We start from the raw sequence: 19191 nt of genomic DNA on the forward strand, positions 1-19191 counted from the left end.
GCTCCTCATACAATAACTCCTAAATAAAGTATTCAATATCTTTGTAATTTATTAATGGAAATATATAACCAATATCAAATTTTGATTACTTTACATTGTTAATCCCCCCTCTATTACCTTGCTGATTTTCTCACTTTTTAGCAACAGTTATGATAAGAGTATATTTGTGGTTTTATTAATTTGTAGCTATTCTTAACAACTTTCAACGTTTATCGATTATATAACCGATTTATTTGCGTGTCCTATAGGTTACATTATTATCTTACCAGACTCGTCACCTATCGTCAATACTTATTCTAAATTTTTTGAACTATGTTGCTTTTAGCAAACACGCTCTCCTATATTACCTTCACATACGATGATGCAGATGAATTAAAGTGCTTTGCAATGATAACAATATCACTTAAGTTGATTGCACCATCCAGATTTAAATCACATTGTGCATTATACGCAGCATCATTCAAATTGGCATTAAACAACCTGGCTATCATGATAACGTCCCTTCATGTTAATTGTTCCATCCTGATCAATATCACCGCCCCATATTTGAATCCTGGAGGATTCGCTGCCAATCTCCAAATCCTCATTGAGCTTTTCTAAAGCAATTATCCTGTATAAATGCCCGGCTTTACTTATTTTAATTGAGCAGCCTTCATCACTTTCATTAACATCTGCTAATTCAAAATACCCGTTGGAATTTGTAACAGCATAATAACCAGTTCCTTGGATTTGTACCGAAAATCCTGAGAGCTCTTCATTGGAATCTGATTCCAAATAACCCGATATCTTATACTTCTTTTTTACAGGAGCAGTAACTGCAATCTCCTCTGAATCAGAAGAACCATCAAAGCATATATCCCCGTTATAAACCGCTGTTATGTTATGCAGCCCAGGTATAAGGCCTTTAAGCTTCAAGGTTGCTGTAGCCTCTCTTTCATCTACCCTTAGGAAAGGAGCCTCTCCTATAACTGTATCTCCGTCTTTAAATATTACTTTTCCGGTAGGAAACACCTCTTTTTGTGTCCAAGTTAATTCAGCAGATAAAATCTGTTCACCTGACTGAGAATCGTTAAGGGTACTTAATTCTATAGATTTACGCTCTTTGCTGACAAGCAGCAGGTCCAAACTTCCCACACTTCCTGCATAGGTATCACCCTCCTGATATTCTGCAGTTAGATGATGAACACCTACAAAATTTATTCTCTTTTCAAGCACCGCCTCTGAATAGTCTGCACCCTCCACAGGCACTAGATGTGCAGTCCCAAGAACCTCATCAAGATCTCTGAATACAACCCTTCCGCTTTTAACCTGTCCATCTAAGCTCTTTACTACAGCCTTTAACATAACCGACTCACTATAAGGTATGGGATTATAATTACTCTTTAATGAGGTCTCTGTAACTGTAAACTTATCGCTAACCAAGTGTTCCATTGCAGATGAAACTACTTGATAACTTTCGTCTCCCGAATAATCTAGCGATATTAAGTGTTTACCTTCGGGCAATGAGCTTACTTCTATTTGAGCCATAGCCTTATTGCCACTTGACAGCGGAGTCAATTTGGATTTGCCAAGTATCATACTCCCAGCATTGAAGGTAACAGTGCCTTTAGGCAGCTCATTATATGTTCCGGATACAATGGCTGTTAAAACTACAGGCTGACCCGGCACCGAAATATACGGAACGAATGATAAGTTTATATACATCTCAGGCTTCTCAATTAATAACTCATGTACTTCTGAAGTACTATTTTGGAGTATGTCATTTCCGATATATTCTGCTACAACTCTATGTGCACCAATAGAATTAAAAGTTAATGTTATGTATGCTCTTGAACGATTATTATCAAAAGGCTGTAGCTGTGCCTCGCCTACTATTAAATCACCGTCTCTGAAAATTACGCTGCCGGTTGGAGAGAATCCCTCTTTAGAAATAACATCTACTCCAAGTGCAACTGGGTTACCTACTGTATAGTATTGTCCATTTCTTGTTAAATATATCGATGTATTGTACAGTTCGCCCCATGTCTTTGCAGGACTGCTGAGGCTTTCATTACCTCCGCTTATTGCCGACACAGTATAAAAATATTTGATATCATCAGCCACAGAATCTGTAAAAGTAACCAACTCTCCAACACCGGCAATATTATCAGCTATAGTAACATATTCTCCTCCAGGTGCTGTGCTTCTTTTTACTTTGTATAAGTCTATTCCAAGCTCTCCCGACCATTGGAGCTTCACAATACCGTTTTCATGACTAACGCTTAGGCCAAGCGGAGCAGGAGGTGCCAGTAAGAGAAAATAATCTCCTTCATATTTATTGAATCTTTTTTCAAATACATTGCCGTTTAAGTCATTAAATACAGTAACCATTTTACCCTTTATATCCCTAAGCTCCGGAGCTGTAAAAGCACCGTTCAAAACATTAGCTTCTATACACCTGTCATCCTCAGTATAAAACCTGATTATCCCGTTGTTAGAGTCGGGCAAAACTCCAAAGACCCCCAAATCTTCTGTTTTTGTATCCCAATACTGATAAAAAACATCTTCAATAATATTACCGGAATATTCTGCTTTATATTTAACTTTTATTCTGCCTCTATAGCCAATGGAACCTAATTTTTCTCCTATATCCTCCAAGTTATCTCCCTCAGTGCTGTTTCCTGAAATTAATTCGTCCCCGTAGCAATCTGTAACTTCCCAAGCAAGACTTTCATAATCCCTCAGAATAGTCCTATTGTAATCATATCGGTGAAATAACTGTGGCACTGCTAACTTATCCATAATTGGGTATTGATTCATAAAAATACCCTTTGCAGGTTTTCCCTTCAAGCATCCCTGTCTTTCGTACCATTCATTAAACTTCATTCCTTCAACAGTCTCCTGGACTTCTTCTGCCAGCTCGATCAGCCTATCCTCCGAATTTATAATTTCGCTATCATACATATATTTTTGATACAAGGCAACATTGAACCATCCAAAAAATTCTTCATTCTCCATATAAACCTTGTTCCACGCATAACTACATAACTCATCATGCAACCTTGGGTCAAGCCCGTCTCTATAGTTACCCCCTATTATTTCACTATTCAAAGCTTCATAATAAATATTACCGGGTTTTATACAGTCTCTGTATTGAGGAAGCCTTTCTAAAATTACTCTTGCTGCAGCAGACACCATACCTTTGTCAAAGCTGTCCAGCTTTACTCTGCACCCACCACGGAACATATAAAGCATTTGATTTAGGACTACCGACAAGTCATTTAAACCCTTGAGTTTTATTGTATTTTCCTCAAAAACTCCATCCGAACTCAAATTGGGGTCCTTAGCTATATTGACTGTCATTATCATAAACGGTCTACCAAAAACTTTTAGGGTCTCAGGATAAAAATCATTAACTGCCCTTCTTAGTAGCTGAAGCTCGTCTTCAGTCCAGGGATTCTCATCAGAGTCATAAGTAAACGTCATACCGTCACCCATTATGTCGCTTTCGCTGTATGATTCCCCAAAAATAATTACTGGCATGCTTAATGCAAGAAGCATAACTACAAATAAAATTGCTGCTCTCTTTTTAGTCATATTCGTGTATTCCTCCTAAAAATTAATATTATAACGTTCTGTCTCTTAATGGTTACACGTCCATTTTACCAGTTTCGTTCTCATTCGTCAATATTTAGCCACAATTTATTAATAAAGTGTTGCTTACAAGCAACTTATGGTATATAATTAAAATTGAGGTGATCCATAATGTCAACAGAACTCGGGAAATATATCGAATCCATAAGGACCCAAATGGAGTTATCCCAGCGTCAGCTTGCTGAAAGGGCAGGAATAAGCAATACTGAAGTCTGGAGAATTGAGACAGGCCAAAGAAAAAATCCTACACCTGCTGTGCTTAGGGCACTAGCTCCTCATTTAGAGGTACCTTATGAAGAACTATTGATAAAAGCGGGTTATATAGAAGAAACAATTGATCATTCAGGATATACCGAAAAGGTATTCAGGGATGATAAGGGAAATGTAGTAGATATATTACGACGGGCTAAGGAAATGTACGAGAAGGACAGCGACTGGGCAAATATTGCCTATAGGATATCCAAAGAGCTGTCGGAAGATGACATATCCGCAATAAAAGCCGTTGCAAAGTCCCTTTTGAATAAAAAAAAGAAGAAATGAACAGGAGCCTTTGTAGCCTGCTCAACAAAGGCTCTCTCATAATTTCACAGAATATCCCATAATTTATTTCAACTTGCCTATTTACAATATATAGGGATTTCTGTATAATTATACAGAACACATGTTCCATTTACGGAGGATAACCCTATGAATCAGATAGACAATTATACTATTGAACAGATTCCCCAATACCGCAGACAGTTTATAGATTATACAATACGAAGGTTTTTCAGTACGTACTTCATAACAAAATGGCCTATTGATTGTGTGCAGCTCCTTGATGTTATCAGCAGCAACAATAGCCTGTCTCTTCAGGTTGGAACTGTTTCAAATGTCAGCAGCAGCTTTGATGCCATATCTATATATAATCCCGAGAGCCACGATTACCAGATAATTTTAAATAAAAATAAAATAAATTACCCTTTTAAGGAGTCACGAGACAGAAGATTGAACTTTACAATAGCACATGAACTGGGCCATATTTTTCTTGATCATCTTTCAATAAGTGATGATGTTAAAACCACTGACGAAAGATTTATAGAGGATTTAGAAGCCAATGAATTTGCCGGCAGGCTCCTCATGCCTCAAAGCATCCTTCTTAACTGCAACTTTTATTCATTAGAAGCTGTGGCTGATTTTTTTAATGTTTCAGTGTCTGCATTAACAACAAGAATCCATGTTTTACGGCGACTTGATCTTTTAACCCTTAGGAAAAGCGTTGTTTGCAGACAATGTGGCAATACCGAAAGAAGCTTCTTTTCAAAATACTGCATGATTTGCGGCAGCAAATGGCAGGACAATGAGAATGGCATCCTTAAGACTTACTACAAGGGAATTGAGGTTAACAATAACAGCGAAGCACTGGCCTGTCCCAATTGTTGCGATGACAGCGGCTGCATTTTAAGCAGCAACTGTAATAAATGCGGAGCAGTTATAATAAACACCTGCACCAATGAGCATAATCCTCATTGTGACTACCACAGCACTGGCAATGGCAGGTATTGTGAAATATGCGGAAGCAAAACGGAATTCTTTAAAGGGGGCTACATTAAGCCTTGGTATGAAGAACAGCCTGAATTGATGTCTGAATCAATCGCCGAGGGAAGCTTGTAGCTTGGCATGAATAAATTCTCTTAAAACATCGGATATACGTTTTATGCCTTCTACTATTCTTTCTTCAGGCATGTTTGAAAAGTTAATTCTCATGGTGTTCTGCCTGTTTTCATTGGGAAAAAAAGCTCCTCCCGGAACAAATGCAACATTTTTTTCGAGGCATTTTTGAAGAACATCCCTTGAGTCTACATCAGGCGGAAGCTCAACCCATGCAAACAGTCCTCCCTCAGGTCTTGTAAAAGTTACCCCCTCAGGAAACTCCTCCTCCATAGCCTTAACAACAGTGTCCCTTCTTCTCTTGTAAGCCTTCTTTATATTGGAAATGTGCTTATCAATTGAATAAAGCTCAAGATACTTGGCAATCTCCATCTGAGCCATTGTATTGCACTGCAAATCAACTCCCTGCTTAACAAGTATATACTTGGATATTATTTTTTCCTCTCCTGCTACCCAGCCGATTCTGTAACCGGGACAAAATATTTTGGAAAATGTGCCCAAGCAAATTACCAAGCCTGTTTTATCAAAAGACTTTACAGAAGGAAGCATTTCCCCTTCAAACCTCAGTTCACCGTATGGATTGTCTTCTATAATGATTATGTTATGTTTCATGGCCGCCTGAACCAGCATTTCTCTTCTTTCAACGCTCCAAGTCCTTCCAGTGGGATTTTGGAAGTCAGGAATAACATAAATGAGCTTAACATTTTGAGTAGAGTAGAGTATGCTTTCCAGTTCATCGGGAATCATCCCGTCATTATCGGTGGGTACCTCCTTGAATCGGCAGCCGTATGCCTTAAATGCACTTATAGCAGCTAGGTATGTAGGGCTTTCACAAAGTACCACATCACCCTCATCCAAAAACACCTTGCCTGTTAAATCTAAAGCCTGCTGAGATCCATGAGTTAGAAGGATATTTTCATAGCCAAAACTTGAACCCATGTTTTTGTTGGTTCTGTCCGCAATCCATTCTCGTAAAGGAGTATACCCTTCAGTTGTGGTATATTGAAGGGCTTTGGCTCCATTTTCCTCAAGCACCAGCCTTGTTACATCTTTAATTTCCTTAACCGGGAAAAGCTCCGGGGCAGGCAGGCCTCCTGCAAAAGAAATCACCTCAGGCCTTTCTGTCACCTTTAGAATTTCCCTTATCTCTGAAGCCCTCAAATTTTGTATTCTTTTTGCAAATTTATATTCCAGCATATACGCTGCACCTCCATCCCAGATTAAAAGCATTCAATTACACTATCGGGTTTATTTCTATGTCTGTATAAATATCATCCTTCTTACTGGCCTGCATCAATTCCTTTATTGCCTCGCACAATCTAAATACTCCTTTATCTATATCTTTTAACGCTGCAAAGGTAAAATTCAAACGCAGGTTGCCATCTTCCAGGCCTGGTGATGCATAAAAGGCTGAGCCTGGAATAAAAGCAACATTTTTTTCTGCCGCCTTAGGTACAAGCTCCAATGCAGATACCCCTTCCGGAAGTTTACACCATACATAATACCCACCCTTAGGCCTGCTCCAGGTCATACCCTTTGGAGCATACTTTGAAAGAGCATCGCACATGATATCTCTTTTTTGTTTATACTCCCTGCATATTTTAGCCATATGCCTATCAATGCCTCCACTTAAGATAAACCTTTCTATTATGGTTTGGGATAAGCTGCTTGAATGCAAATCGGTTACCTGCTTTACCGCTGCAAACCTCTCCACCACCTTTTTATGAGCAACCATCCATCCAAGTCTTAAACCTGAATATACGTTTTTGGAAAATGTACTTATATAAACTACATATCCGCTGCTGTCCATCGATTTTAGGAGCGGAAGTTGATGCCCGTCATAACACAAGTCTCCATAGGCATCATCCTCCATGATCAATATCCTGTACCTGTTGGCCAGTTCTATAAGCCGCCTTCTTCTATCCAGCTCCATATCAACACCGGATGGATTGTGAAAAGAGGGCATGGTATAAATGAGCTTTGGCCTGTACCTTTGAAGAAGCTGCTCTAAAACATCTATCCTCATTCCGTTTTCATCTATAGACACACTCAGTATCCTGGCTCCAATGGCCTTAAATGCCTGGACTGCCGGAAAAAATGTAGGTTCTTCAACTACAACTATATCACCAGGATCAAGTATTACCCTTGCAGCAATGTCAATGCCTTGCTGAGACCCTGAAAGAACCATTACTTCCTCATAGCTGCAATATACACCTCTTCTGTGCATTAACCCGCTAATAGCAGTCCTAAGGGATGTGAATCCTTCTGTAGGTGTATGAAATAGAGCCCTGAAGTTGCGGTTTTCGATGATCTCTCTCTCGATTCCTTCCAAAGCTTCTATAGGCCCGCTTTCCGGTGCTGCAACACCTGTGGCAAATGATATTACATCCTTTCTGCTTGCCAGAGTAAGTAAATCCTTTACCAAATGCGAATCAAAACCTGCTGAATACTGGCTGAATATATGATTCCATGTAGGTTCTTTAAACTCATTCGCATTGCTGCTCTCCTCCTGTATAGAGGATAGGACAACAGTGCCGTTTCCAACTCTGGACTCTACCAATCCCTCTGCTTTAAGTTCCCTGTAAGCATTCAATACAGTGCTTCTATTTACGCCAAGGCTGTCTGCAAGCTTTCTTTCAGGGGGAAGCTTAAAACCGGAAATCAGCTGTCCCCGAATGATTTGCTCCCTGATTTGTTCAAATATCTGAATATATATTGGGGTATTAATACTTTTATCGATAGCAATTTTAATACCAATCACCTCCATTGGACTAATCCAATTTAATTATATATCTAAAATATTCCTTTAACAACATCCAATGCCATATTATTATAACCATCCAATTATGGATCAGAATATATTATAATATTTTGGACAGTTAAGATGAGCTTTGCTCTGTTGGAAATATATGATATAATACATACTTGAAATTATTATGATTTTATTGTAAATAGAGGGGCATATATAGGTATGATATTTATTATAACCGCACTTATGCTGGAAGCTTCTCCTATTATTGATCACTATAAGCTTAAGAGGGATATGTCCATTCATCCATTTCCTGTATTTCGCAACAATGAGATCTCACTTATAGTAAGCGGAGTTGGAAAGGTTAAGTCCGCGATGGCAGCAACCTTCTTGAGTTCAAAACACAATGCAACTGGCAATAATCTATTAATTAATATAGGACTTTGTGGTGCCAGAATGGGTAAATATCCACTTGGCAGTCTTCTTATAATAAACAAGGTTACTGACCTGGATACCGGAAAGGACTATTACCCTGATGTTTTTGTCGGGGATGGTTTGCCTAATGAATCTATATTCTGCTGCTCAAAACCGGTTAAACATAACCATACCCAATATATGGATAATCTCTTTGATATGGAGTCTGCAGGAATTATGGAAGCAGCCTGTAAGTTTTTCTACGCTCATCAGGTTGCCCTAATTAAGATAGTTTCAGATTTTTTGATGCCAGAAAACCTTGAAAAACTACGGCTTAGAGACTATATAAAATGTAACATACCAACCATAGAAAAAATTATTAATAAACTTGGAAAAGTTAATAGCTTATCCAGTTCAATTTCCTTTGAGGAAGAAGAGAAGATTATCTCAATAATTTCAGAAAATATCAGGCTTTCTTCCGCCATGAAGCAAATTCTGAATGTGGAAGTAAAAAAGTTAAAGAGAAAAGGACTGATGCCTTTAAAAGTCCTGGAAAAGCATATAAAGAACAACGCTAATACCAAACCTGAAGGGAAGAAAATTTTTGAACAAGTCATCAAAGATATCAGGCAAGACGCCTTTTAATACAATTTATATTGAAGAAAATGCTTTTGACTATCCGATAACCAGGGACGTTTTAAAAGATCATCCCTGTATTCCGGTTGTCAAAATACGCTGCTATAAGGATGTTTTCAACCGCAAAAAGCAGAACTTCAGTATTCAAAAGCAATACCCGTCATTAATACTGGCTGTTAAGGAAGATACTTTCCTCTATGAGGGTCCTAAGGTTTGCCAAAGCTTTGGACATGCCAACTTTTATTACACATCCTTCTTGTTAAACTGTATTTTTAACTGTGAGTACTGCTATCTTCAGGGTATGTACCCATCAGCAAACCTGGTGGCATTTGTAAATATCCATGAATATAAGACAGCCATTAAAAATGCCTCTTTAAATGCACCCTTATATCTGGCGGCTTCATATGACACTGATTTGATTGGATTCCACAAATTAATTCCATACATGGATTACTTTTATGAGTTCTTCAATTCAAACACAAATATAACAGTTGAAATACGTACCAAAAGCGGGAGTCAAAGCTTTTATAAAGCCTATTCCCCTTTGGATAATATCATTATCGCTTTTACCCTCTCTCCGGAGGAAATAATTAGAAAATTTGAAAAGCATACACCATCTCTAGATATCAGATTAAAGGCAATAAATACAGCGATAAATGAAGGTTATAAGGTAAGACTTTGTCTTGACCCTGTATTTATAAATCCTGAAACAGATGATCTTTATGAGCCCTTTTTCAGGTATATCTTTAATAAAATCAATCCGGACAGTGTTTTTGATGTTGGATATGGATTTTTCCGCATGTCCAATGAGTTTTTCAAAAGAATAGGAAAGCATAATAATTCATCACTGTTTGCACAAGACTACTGTCTGATTGATGATATAATATCTTATCCATTGGAACTTCAGGAAAAAGTCAAATCAAATCACATTAAAATGCTTTCACAATACATTAAGAAGGAGAGAATATTTTCATTATGAAGGTTGCAATATTAACAGGTTCATCAAAAGGTATAGGCCTTTCTATTGTAAAAAGGCTGATTTCCCTAAATTATAAAGTCTATGGACTGTCACGCTCTAAAGACAGTACTTATTCACACGACAGGTTTATACCGGTTCAATGTGATCTTTTAAACACTGATGAGCTGACAAAGGCAGTTACCTCAATAATAGATTGTGCTCCCCAGATAGATCTTCTTATAAACAATGCAGGTGTGGGATACTTCGGTACCCATGAGCAGATATCCGTTAAGGATATTCAAACTATGATACGTACTAACTTAGAAGCCCCCCTTGTCCTCTGCAGACTCCTTCTAAGGCCGTTAAAAAACAGCAGGGGGACGATTTTATCAATATCATCTGTAACTGCAAAAAAAGTCAGTACACATGGATGTGCTTATGCTGCAACTAAAGCTGGCCTTTCCCACTTTCTCACAAGCCTTTTTGAAGAGGTCAGAAAGTCCGGTATAAAAATAACCACCATTCATCCCGATATTACCAAAAGCAATTTTTACGACTCACTTGATTTTACCTATGAAGATGTGGAAGGTGCAGTAATTTTAGCTGACCAGGTAGCTGATGCAGTAGAATATGTCCTTTCAAACAACCAAAATATTGTTGTCAGTGATATAACTCTTCGCCCTCAGATTAACCGGATCAAAAGAAAATAGCAATAGGCTCAAAAGAAAAAAGTAGATATATTGCTGAGAAATCAGCATATGAATAAATATCTCGATTATGCCAAAAATAGAAATGATTTTATGGCTGCAATTGAGTATATAATATAAAACTTAATGTACGTTATATTAAAAGTATTATTGATTACTTTTAATATGGAAAAAAGAAAGGATGAAAATATGACTAATCTACAAAATGTTTTTATGCTAAAGGATGGTCAGGTAGAAAAAACGCTTCAAACAAGCAAAGATAAAGGTTTAACCGATGAGGAAGCAGCTGCCAGGCTAAAAAAATACGGTACCAATGAGCTGGCAAGGGCAAAAAGGGAAAGCCTGTGGCTCCTCTTTTTAAGGCAATTTCATCAGCCCTTAATATATATTCTATTGCTTGCAGCTATTGTAACTCTGGTTATGAAAGAGCAAATTGATTCTATGGTAATATTCGGAGTTATTCTTCTTAATGGAGTAATAGGTTTTGTTCAGGAAGCTAAAGCATTAAAGGCTCTTGAATCCCTTGCAGGTTCCATTGAAACCGAGGCATCTGTCATAAGAAGCGGAAGGAAAATAAAAATTTCCAGTAAGCAATTAGTACCGGGAGACATTGTTTTTATCCAATCTGGAGACAAAGTACCTGCAGATCTGAGACTTTTTCAGACTAACCAACTAAAAATACAGGAAGCAGCATTAACAGGCGAGTCAGTTCCAGTAGAGAAAAACAGTAAAGCCATTGGAGAAAACGTTATTTTAGGTGATAGGGTTAATATGGCCTTTGCATCAACCTTTGTTACATTCGGTCAAGGCTATGGAATCGTTGTATTTACAGGAACCAATACCGAAGTCGGAAAGATTTCCAATCTGTTGAAAGAAACAGTCAGAATGGAAACACCCCTGATCAAGAAAATTGCAGGATTCAGCAAACTTTTGATGTACATAATAGGCATCCTGGCAGTAGTAACGTTTGCTGTAGGTGTTTTCAGAGGGGAAGGCTGGTTGGATATGTTTAAAGCAGCAATAGCCCTGGCTGTTGGTGCAATTCCCGAAGGACTTCCTGCAGCACTGGCAGCAACACTTGCCATCGGCGTATCGAGAATGGCAAAAAAGAATTCAATCACACGAAAGCTACCAGTAGTTGAAACCCTTGGAAGCACCACTGTTATTTGCTCCGATAAAACAGGCACCCTGACGGAAAACCGTATGACCGTTAAAAAAATATGGACCGAAAAGGGATACTATGATGTATCAGGTCAGGGTTATGACAAGGATGGCAGTATTCTTGCAAATGGAAATAAGGTTAACTTGGATGACGACCAAAGTTTATTGGAATGCTTAAGGTGTGGGGTGTTTTGCAACGACAGTTCAATAAATTTCAAAGAAGGAGGTAGTGAAATACAAGGGGATCCTACTGAAATCAGCCTGCTTGTTTGTTCAGCTAAAGCAGGAATTGATAATGATCTTCTTATAAGGAGCAACCCTCGTCTGGAGGTATTGCCTTTTGAGTCCGAAAGGCAGTATATGGCTGTATTGATAAAGACGGAAAACGGGGAAAACCGTATTTATATGAAGGGCTCCCTGGAAAAACTTTCAAAAATCAGCAACACTGGCGGCAATGTAACAAAGGCTTACGACATCATAGCATCAGATGGACTAAGGGTACTTGCATTTGCTTATAAGGTTACATCAAACAATAAAATAGTTGAGGAAGATTTAAAGGAAGGTTTTACATTTTTAGGTCTTCAGGGAATGATCGACCCCCCAAGGGCGGAAGCCATCACTGCCATCAAAAAATGCCATGATGCAGGTATAATAGTAAAAATGATTACAGGAGACCACGCAGTCACCGCATTGGCAATTGCAAAGCAGCTTGGAATTGCCCCTACAGGCAAGGACAGCAAGGTGTATACAGGAATTGAGCTTGAAAAACTAAGCAGCGAGGAATTAAAAGGTGTTGCGGCTTCAAATAACGTTTTTGCAAGGGTTACTCCCGAGCAAAAGCTAAGGCTTGTTGAAGCACTGCAAGCCTTAGGCCATGTTGTTGCGATGACAGGCGACGGAGTAAATGATGCACCAGCCTTGAAAAAGGCGGATATCGGTATCGCAATGGGAATCACCGGTACTGAAGTGGCTAAAGATTCAGCAGATATGATACTCATGGACGATAACTTCGCCACAATAGAAAATGCTGTTGAGGAAGGAAGAGGTGTATTTGACAATCTCACAAAATTTATTACATGGACCCTTCCCACCAACCTTGGTGAAGGTCTGGTCATACTTCTTGCCATTTTCCTTGGAATTACTTTACCCATAACTCCGACACAAATTTTATGGATTAACATGACTACAGCAGTGTTCCTTGGCCTTATGCTTGCTTTTGAGCCAAAAGAACCGGGAATTATGCAGAAGAAACCCAGAAGCCCGTCTCAACCCATTTTAACAAAAGAGCTAATAGTAAAGATAATTATTGTAAGTATAATTCTTCTTGCTGCGTCCTTCCTCATGTTCGATCATGCAATAAGGAACGGCAGCAGTATAGAAGCAGCAAGAACTACAGCAGTAACAGTTTTTATTGTTATAGAGGCTGCATATCTTATCAACAGCCGCTCATTACATGCAGGCCTTATAAAAATAGGATTCTTCTCCAATAAATTTATATTCTTGGGTATTCTTACAATGGCAGTTTTGCAGTGGGCATTCATTTACCTGCCCTTTATGAACAGTGCCTTTAAAACAGAGCCACTTTCAGGCGATGTTTGGATAAAAATAGTTGCAATAGGAATTGGAACCTTTATCGTAATGGAGGTTGAGAAAGTAGTTTCAAAGTTATTTATATCTAAAAAGCAATAAAAAATATTAACTAAAAATATCAGGCAGCTTATACGGCTGCCTTTTTTATGTCTAAGTAATCCCATGCGATTTTGTTCTATCTAGAAAAATTCTTCTTGTAATTCCTTTACAAGAAAGATTATTATATATATTGGAAGTAGCTTTATTAATATGTTTTATTAAAGAAAGTGAGATGATTTTGTGAAGCGGTTTTTAGTTTATTTTCTATCTTTATCCCTGTTTCTAAATCTGTTGCCATTAAACCAAACATGGACATTTGCCGATAGCGATGCTACTGTTATACAGACAAAGCAGACTGACACAATTTATACTGAAGTTGCTGCTGGCGATTCCTTTTCAGCAGCTATAAAAAATGATGGAACAGTTATAGCATGGGGCCGGAATGACTACGGCCAATGTAATGTTCCTTCAGGGCTTTCCGGTGTCAAAGCTATTGCCGCAGGTAGTAATCATGTTACGGCATTAAAAGATGATGGTACCGTAACAAGCTGGGGTTCTGTAACAAATAACGGATTAAAAAGAAATTTTCCTGATGGATTGTCCAAAGTAAAAGCCATATCGGCAGGATATGATTTTTCAGTTGCACTTATAGAAGATGGTACTGTTGTTGCATGGAGTGATAATCCCTACCAATATGAACAAACTACAATTCCGGAAGATTTGAAAAATGTAAAGGCAATCTCAGCTGGATATGATCATACCCTTGCACTAAAAGAAGACGGAACTGTGGTGGCATGGGGTTATAACTATGCCAATCAGTGCAACGTTCCGGAATCTTTATCGGATGTTAAGGCTGTTGCTGCAGGGACAAACTATTCTTTAGCATTAAAGAATGACGGAACCATAGTTGCATGGGGTAGCCAGCACAACGGCAATTGGGATTTAATACCACAAAACCTTTTAAATATTACATCCCTTGCTGCAGGTGGAAGTCATTCCTTAGCATTATCGGAAGACGGAACATTAGCAGCATGGGGCTATTATACAGGAGGCTTTCAAACCGGTTCACCCACAAGCGGTGGCCCCTCTATGCCCCAAGGTATTACCAATGTAAAGTCAATTTCCGCCGGAAATAATCATTCAATAATATTAAAACAAGATGGGTCTATCCAGTGCTTCGGTTTAAATGATTTCGGACAAAGCCTTACACCTGATTCAACTAAAATTCGTTCAGTAGCTGCAGGTAATGATTTCACGCTTGTGCTTAAGGTAAACGGAACTGTTACTGCATTTGGTAACAATGATTACGGACAGTGTTCGGTCCCTTCGGATCTTTCTGATGTACAAGCTGTTGCGACCGGTTATGACCATTCGGTAGCTCTTAAAAATGATGGCACTGTAGTGGCATGGGGAAATAATACATCCTATCAGTGTGATGTTCCACCTAGTCTGAAAGATGTTAAGGCTATAGCTGCAGGATATGGTTTTACCCTTGCTTTAAAGAATGACGGTACTGTTATCGCTTGGGGGGATAATTATTACGGTCAGTGTGATATTCCAGATGAGCTATCCGGTGTAAAAGCCATTGCAGCAAGTGATAGTCACAGTGCAGCAATAAACCATGATGGAAGCATTGTCTACTGGGGTGATATTGGCAATGGGAAATACGCCTCCCTAAGCCAATCTCAAAACTATATTGATATCTCCGTCGGATATAACTTTGCAGCAGCACTTTCTTCGGATGGATTTGTGCATCTCTGGGGAGATGATCCTTCAAGTCTACCTTCCACGCTGGAGCAACTTTCAGGTGCAAAATCAATACATGCCGGAAGTGATTACATAATTGCATTAAATGGAAATAAGACAATCAGCCTCTGGCAAAATCACAGCGAAGCATTCTATCTTGATCCCAGCACATACAGAAATGTAAAACAAGTCGCTGCAGGGCGATACCATGCAGCTCTGTTAATGGGGGATGGTTCACTGGTTGGAATCGGATATAGAGTTTTTTTTATCGGATTTGCTCAAATTCCAACCCTAAAATGGAAAAAAGTATTTACCAATAACGAAATATATCTTGGCATTCTAAGTGACAACAGTCTTTGGCAGTGGAGCAACATAATATATGAAGCAGCTGGAACCGAAAGTGAAGCAGCTATGCTTACCCACCCTGTAAAAATGCTGGAACATGTAACCGATGTATCTATAGGCAATGAGGGAAACATTCTGGCTGTCACCGAGGACAAAAAGCTTTGGACCTGGGGCAGTAACAGTTATGGCCAATTAGGAGATAATACTACAAACCATAGCTCCAAGCCTATAAATATAATGGATGATGTTTATAGGATCAGCGGTGATTATTCAACATGCTTTGCAATTAAAAACGACAACACACTCTGGGGATGGGGTGATAATTCCGGAGGTCAGCTTGGTGGAGATTTACCTAACTATGTAACTCCAAAAAAAATAATGGATGATGTTATTGATGTTGCCAGCGGACCTGATTACTTTATGGCTATAAAAACAGATAACAACCTGTGGGGTATGGGTGATAATACTTTTGGACAAATGTGCAATATATCAGATTCAAACAGTAAACCCGTCGCAATTATGGATAAAGTAAAGAAAATAAAAATAAAGTATTATTCCTGCTATGCAATAAAGTCAGATAACACCTTGTGGACATGGGGTAATAACGAATATGGCCAATTGGGGTATATTTTAGAATCTGATTCGTTTAGTAACACCCCAAAAAGAATTATGGATAATGTTAATGAAGGAATAAAGGAAGTTTTTGCTTCAACCCAATCAGCATACGCCTTAACAATGGATAATTCACTGTATTCATGGGGCTCTAATGACCAAGGTCAATTAGGAAGAGTCACAGAGGGCACTAATAACCAACCTGCAGAAATAATGGACTTTATTAATGATTTATCTGTATCTGACAGCCATGTCCTTGCATTAGATACCTATGGCACACTTTGGGGCTGGGGAGACAACTCTGATAACCAGATTGTACCTAGGGACACTCAATCAAATATTATCGAACCAACACTCATTACCGATAATGTCATCCAATTCTCAACAGGCCATAGAACAAGTAGTTATATAGATGCTGATGGTTACCTTTTCAGGCTTGGAAGGGTAAATGGCTATACCTTATGGGAACCCGAGCATATGCCTGTCCAACCGTTTATAGGCAGTGCTTCGTTATTAGACGATACTATTGAAGTACAAATTGAAGGTGCATATGTGGAATCAGTAAACCAGCAGGATTTTTACGTCAACAGAATAATAAACGGGTCTTCACCCCAGTCTGTCACGTTCAGTGTATACGACTTTGATGCTAGCACAAATACAGCAATAATCAAGGTACCTGAGATTGATCCCTCAGATTGTGGTAAGAAAATTAAATATACAATATCCTACAGGGGCAATATGGAAGTCAACACAAATGAGATTGTGGTTTCCCCGGTATCTTCTCCTACGCTCACGTCCCCTCCTACGCCTACACCTTCTCAAAGTACCACAACCCCAGTGCCCAACAGCCCGGTTTATATATACACCCCTCAAACCGGCTATCCGGGTGCTCCATCCCCCGAGGCTTCAGAAACACCTGTGCCCTCACCTACGAAAGCTTCCACAAGTACTCCCGAGCCTGTTACCATAATATCGGCTTCGGACTACAATAAAAAAATAACCACATTTAAGGATGAGGTATCTAAAATAGTTGATCAATATAAAGCTACATCGGATACATATAATGACATGAATGAGGTACTCATAAGAAAGGCTGAAAAAACAATTGAGGATATAAGCTTAAGAAGAGTAAAAAGTGTAAATAGTTCTGTGGACATAAACAAAGTTTTCATTCTACCTCAAAGCCAAAAAGCAAAGGAAGCTAAAAATGATGTTGAAAAGATTTTAAAGCCTTATATTGATGAAGATATAAGAGATATACGCACTCGGATAAATATTCTGGTAGAAGGTACCCATAAGGAATTGAGCCTTAACTTTAATAAAGATATTGTAAATGTCATGAAAGAAAAGGTAGATGTGAAGGTTTCTACAAACCTAGGAAATGTTATCTTATATAATGAGAATGCAGATACTCAGTTGAAAAACGGTTTGACAATATCTCTTGCCGAAAGTAAAAAAACATCTCCTGACATTAAAAACATAAAGAGTACTAGAGTTAGCATGAATTTTGCAAACCCTGGAATTGGAATACTTAAAAAGCTCAGCAAAAAATTGGGGTATGAGCTCCCATACGGTTCTGGAAATCCCGAATATAGTGCCATAATGCACGAATCGGATGGCAATGTTTATAATATGGGGGGACACGAGGATTTGGATTATAAAATACTCAGGGTTAGTACCGCATCTGCAGGTGACTATTTCATTGTGGAAGATAAAAAATCCTTTGAGGACATTGGAAAGGAATCCTCCGAAATGAAAAAGGCCGTCGAGGCTCTGGCTTCAAAAGGCATAATAAGCGGACGAAGCCAGAATTCCTTTGACCCTCATGCATCTATCAGCAGAAGCGAGTTTACAAGCCTCATAATAAAAGGCCTGAACCTCAATGATGATAATGCAGCTAGTGACTTTAAGGACGTTTTAAAAACCGCCTGGTACTACAATGTAGTATCCATTGCATGTGCTGAAGGAATAATAGCCGGTTATGAAGACAAAACATTCAGAGGCAGCAAAGTCATTAACAAACAGGAAATAGTAAAAATATGTGCCGCCACCCTTAACGAAAGAATAGGATATTACTATCCCAAAAATCTGGACAAATACTTGAATTTTGTCGATAAGCAAAGTATTCCGCAGTGGGCAAAAAAATTCGTTGCACTCGGAAACAGAGAAGGCATTATTGTAAAAAAGCCCGACAACAGTTTCAAGGGCACGAGTTCATGTACAAGAGGGGATGCAGCTATAATTTTATACAGACTTTATAAGAAGCTGTAAATTAACTATAATTGTGAAGCGGGCCTCCCGGTCCGCTTTCACACTAAATGAACCTGACCGTTCATTCCAAGCACTAGCCTTCTTTCAACCTCATACCAGTTTATAATATTCCACCATGCATCGATAAATTTCCTTCGTTCGTTTTGATAATCAAGATAATAAGCATGCTCCCAAACATCACATACTAGAATGGGAATCCCACTCCACTGTGTTAAATTCTGGTGCTTTTCTGCCTGCAAAATTTCCATCCGCCTCCATGAAGGCTGCCATGTTAATATACCCCAGCCTGATGCCTCAACCTTCTCAGTGGCATTTTTAAACTGCTCTTTAAATGCATCAAAGCTGCCAAAGTAGTTATTTATCTGTGCTGTGGTATGAGGCCCCGGCTGTCCTCCAGTTCCGCTTGGAGCCATGACAGTCCAGAAAATACTGTGTAAAATATGTCCCGAGCCGTTAAAGGCCAATTCCTTTTCCCAATACTTTATATACTGAAAATCATTCCGTCTGCGTGCATCAACCAAGCTTAATTCTGCTTTATTCAAGCCATCAACATAGGACTTGTGATGTTTGTCATGATGAATTCTAAGGGTTCTGGCACTTATTACAGGCTCAAGAGCATTATAAGCATACGGAAGTGGAGGAAGCTGGTGCTGCCCGGGAAAAATCATTGTATACTGCAT

At 38.8% G+C, this 19191-nt stretch carries 12 protein-coding genes; 7 read left to right on the forward strand and 5 right to left on the reverse strand.

Annotated elements, in window-relative coordinates:
• Positions 1 to 338 precede the first annotated feature (338 nt).
• Together VIO64_RS20060 and VIO64_RS20065 are read right to left on the reverse strand one after the other, a co-directional pair.
• On the reverse strand, positions 339 to 491 hold the full coding sequence (locus tag VIO64_RS20060) for a hypothetical protein (protein ID WP_331921523.1): 153 nt from the start codon (positions 489 to 491) through the stop codon (positions 339 to 341).
• Complete coding sequence (locus VIO64_RS20065; RefSeq protein ID WP_331921524.1) at positions 472 to 3576, reverse strand: Ig-like domain repeat protein; 3105 nt, start codon at positions 3574 to 3576, stop codon at positions 472 to 474. Before VIO64_RS20065 ends, VIO64_RS20060 begins: the two co-directional genes overlap by 20 nt.
• A gap of 168 nt (positions 3577 to 3744) precedes the next feature.
• Between VIO64_RS20065 and VIO64_RS20070 the strand changes: the two genes are divergently transcribed.
• Both VIO64_RS20070 and VIO64_RS20075 read left to right on the forward strand, forming a co-directional pair.
• On the forward strand, positions 3745 to 4173 hold the full coding sequence (locus VIO64_RS20070) for a helix-turn-helix transcriptional regulator (RefSeq protein ID WP_331921525.1): 429 nt from the start codon (positions 3745 to 3747) through the stop codon (positions 4171 to 4173).
• Positions 4174 to 4320: 147 nt separating this feature from the next.
• Positions 4321 to 5286 (forward strand): ImmA/IrrE family metallo-endopeptidase, encoded by a 966-nt coding sequence (locus VIO64_RS20075; protein ID WP_331921526.1) that lies wholly within the window; start codon positions 4321 to 4323, stop codon positions 5284 to 5286.
• Here VIO64_RS20075 and VIO64_RS20080 read toward each other — a convergent pair.
• Both VIO64_RS20080 and VIO64_RS20085 read right to left on the reverse strand, forming a co-directional pair.
• Positions 5263 to 6477, reverse strand: a complete 1215-nt coding sequence (locus VIO64_RS20080; protein WP_331921604.1) for a PLP-dependent aminotransferase family protein — start codon at positions 6475 to 6477, stop codon at positions 5263 to 5265. The genes VIO64_RS20075 and VIO64_RS20080 overlap by 24 nt on opposite strands.
• Before the next feature lie 40 nt (positions 6478 to 6517).
• Positions 6518 to 8050, reverse strand: a complete 1533-nt coding sequence (locus tag VIO64_RS20085; protein ID WP_331921527.1) for a PLP-dependent aminotransferase family protein — start codon at positions 8048 to 8050, stop codon at positions 6518 to 6520.
• 204 nt (positions 8051 to 8254) lie between these two features.
• Here VIO64_RS20085 and VIO64_RS20090 point away from each other — a divergent pair, with 204 nt between their 5' ends.
• The 5 genes from VIO64_RS20090 (at position 8255) to VIO64_RS20110 (ending at position 18511) form a co-directional block, all read left to right on the forward strand.
• Positions 8255 to 9091, forward strand: a complete 837-nt coding sequence (locus VIO64_RS20090) for a nucleoside phosphorylase (protein WP_331921528.1) — start codon at positions 8255 to 8257, stop codon at positions 9089 to 9091.
• Positions 9051 to 10061, forward strand: coding sequence for an SPL family radical SAM protein (locus tag VIO64_RS20095; protein ID WP_331921529.1), 1011 nt, complete (start codon positions 9051 to 9053; stop codon positions 10059 to 10061). The genes VIO64_RS20090 and VIO64_RS20095 overlap by 41 nt, the downstream gene beginning before the upstream one ends.
• Positions 10058 to 10750, forward strand: a complete 693-nt coding sequence (locus VIO64_RS20100) for an SDR family oxidoreductase (protein ID WP_331921530.1) — start codon at positions 10058 to 10060, stop codon at positions 10748 to 10750. The genes VIO64_RS20095 and VIO64_RS20100 overlap by 4 nt, the downstream gene beginning before the upstream one ends.
• Positions 10751 to 10936: 186 nt before the next feature.
• Positions 10937 to 13597 carry a cation-transporting P-type ATPase gene (locus VIO64_RS20105; protein ID WP_331921531.1) on the forward strand — a complete coding sequence of 887 codons (2661 nt, stop codon included), beginning with the start codon at positions 10937 to 10939 and terminating at the stop codon, positions 13595 to 13597.
• 180 nt (positions 13598 to 13777) lie between these two features.
• Complete coding sequence (locus tag VIO64_RS20110; protein ID WP_331921532.1) at positions 13778 to 18511, forward strand: S-layer homology domain-containing protein; 4734 nt, start codon at positions 13778 to 13780, stop codon at positions 18509 to 18511.
• A 38-nt stretch (positions 18512 to 18549) separates the two neighbouring features.
• Here VIO64_RS20110 and VIO64_RS20115 read toward each other — a convergent pair whose 3' ends face one another.
• The gene (locus VIO64_RS20115) at positions 18550 to 19191 is read right to left on the reverse strand and encodes a superoxide dismutase (RefSeq protein WP_331921533.1); all 642 of its coding nucleotides are present in this window, start codon (positions 19189 to 19191) and stop codon (positions 18550 to 18552) included.

Source organism: Pseudobacteroides sp., from assembly GCF_036567765.1.
In the GTDB taxonomy this organism is placed as follows: domain Bacteria; phylum Bacillota; class Clostridia; order Acetivibrionales; family DSM-2933; genus Pseudobacteroides.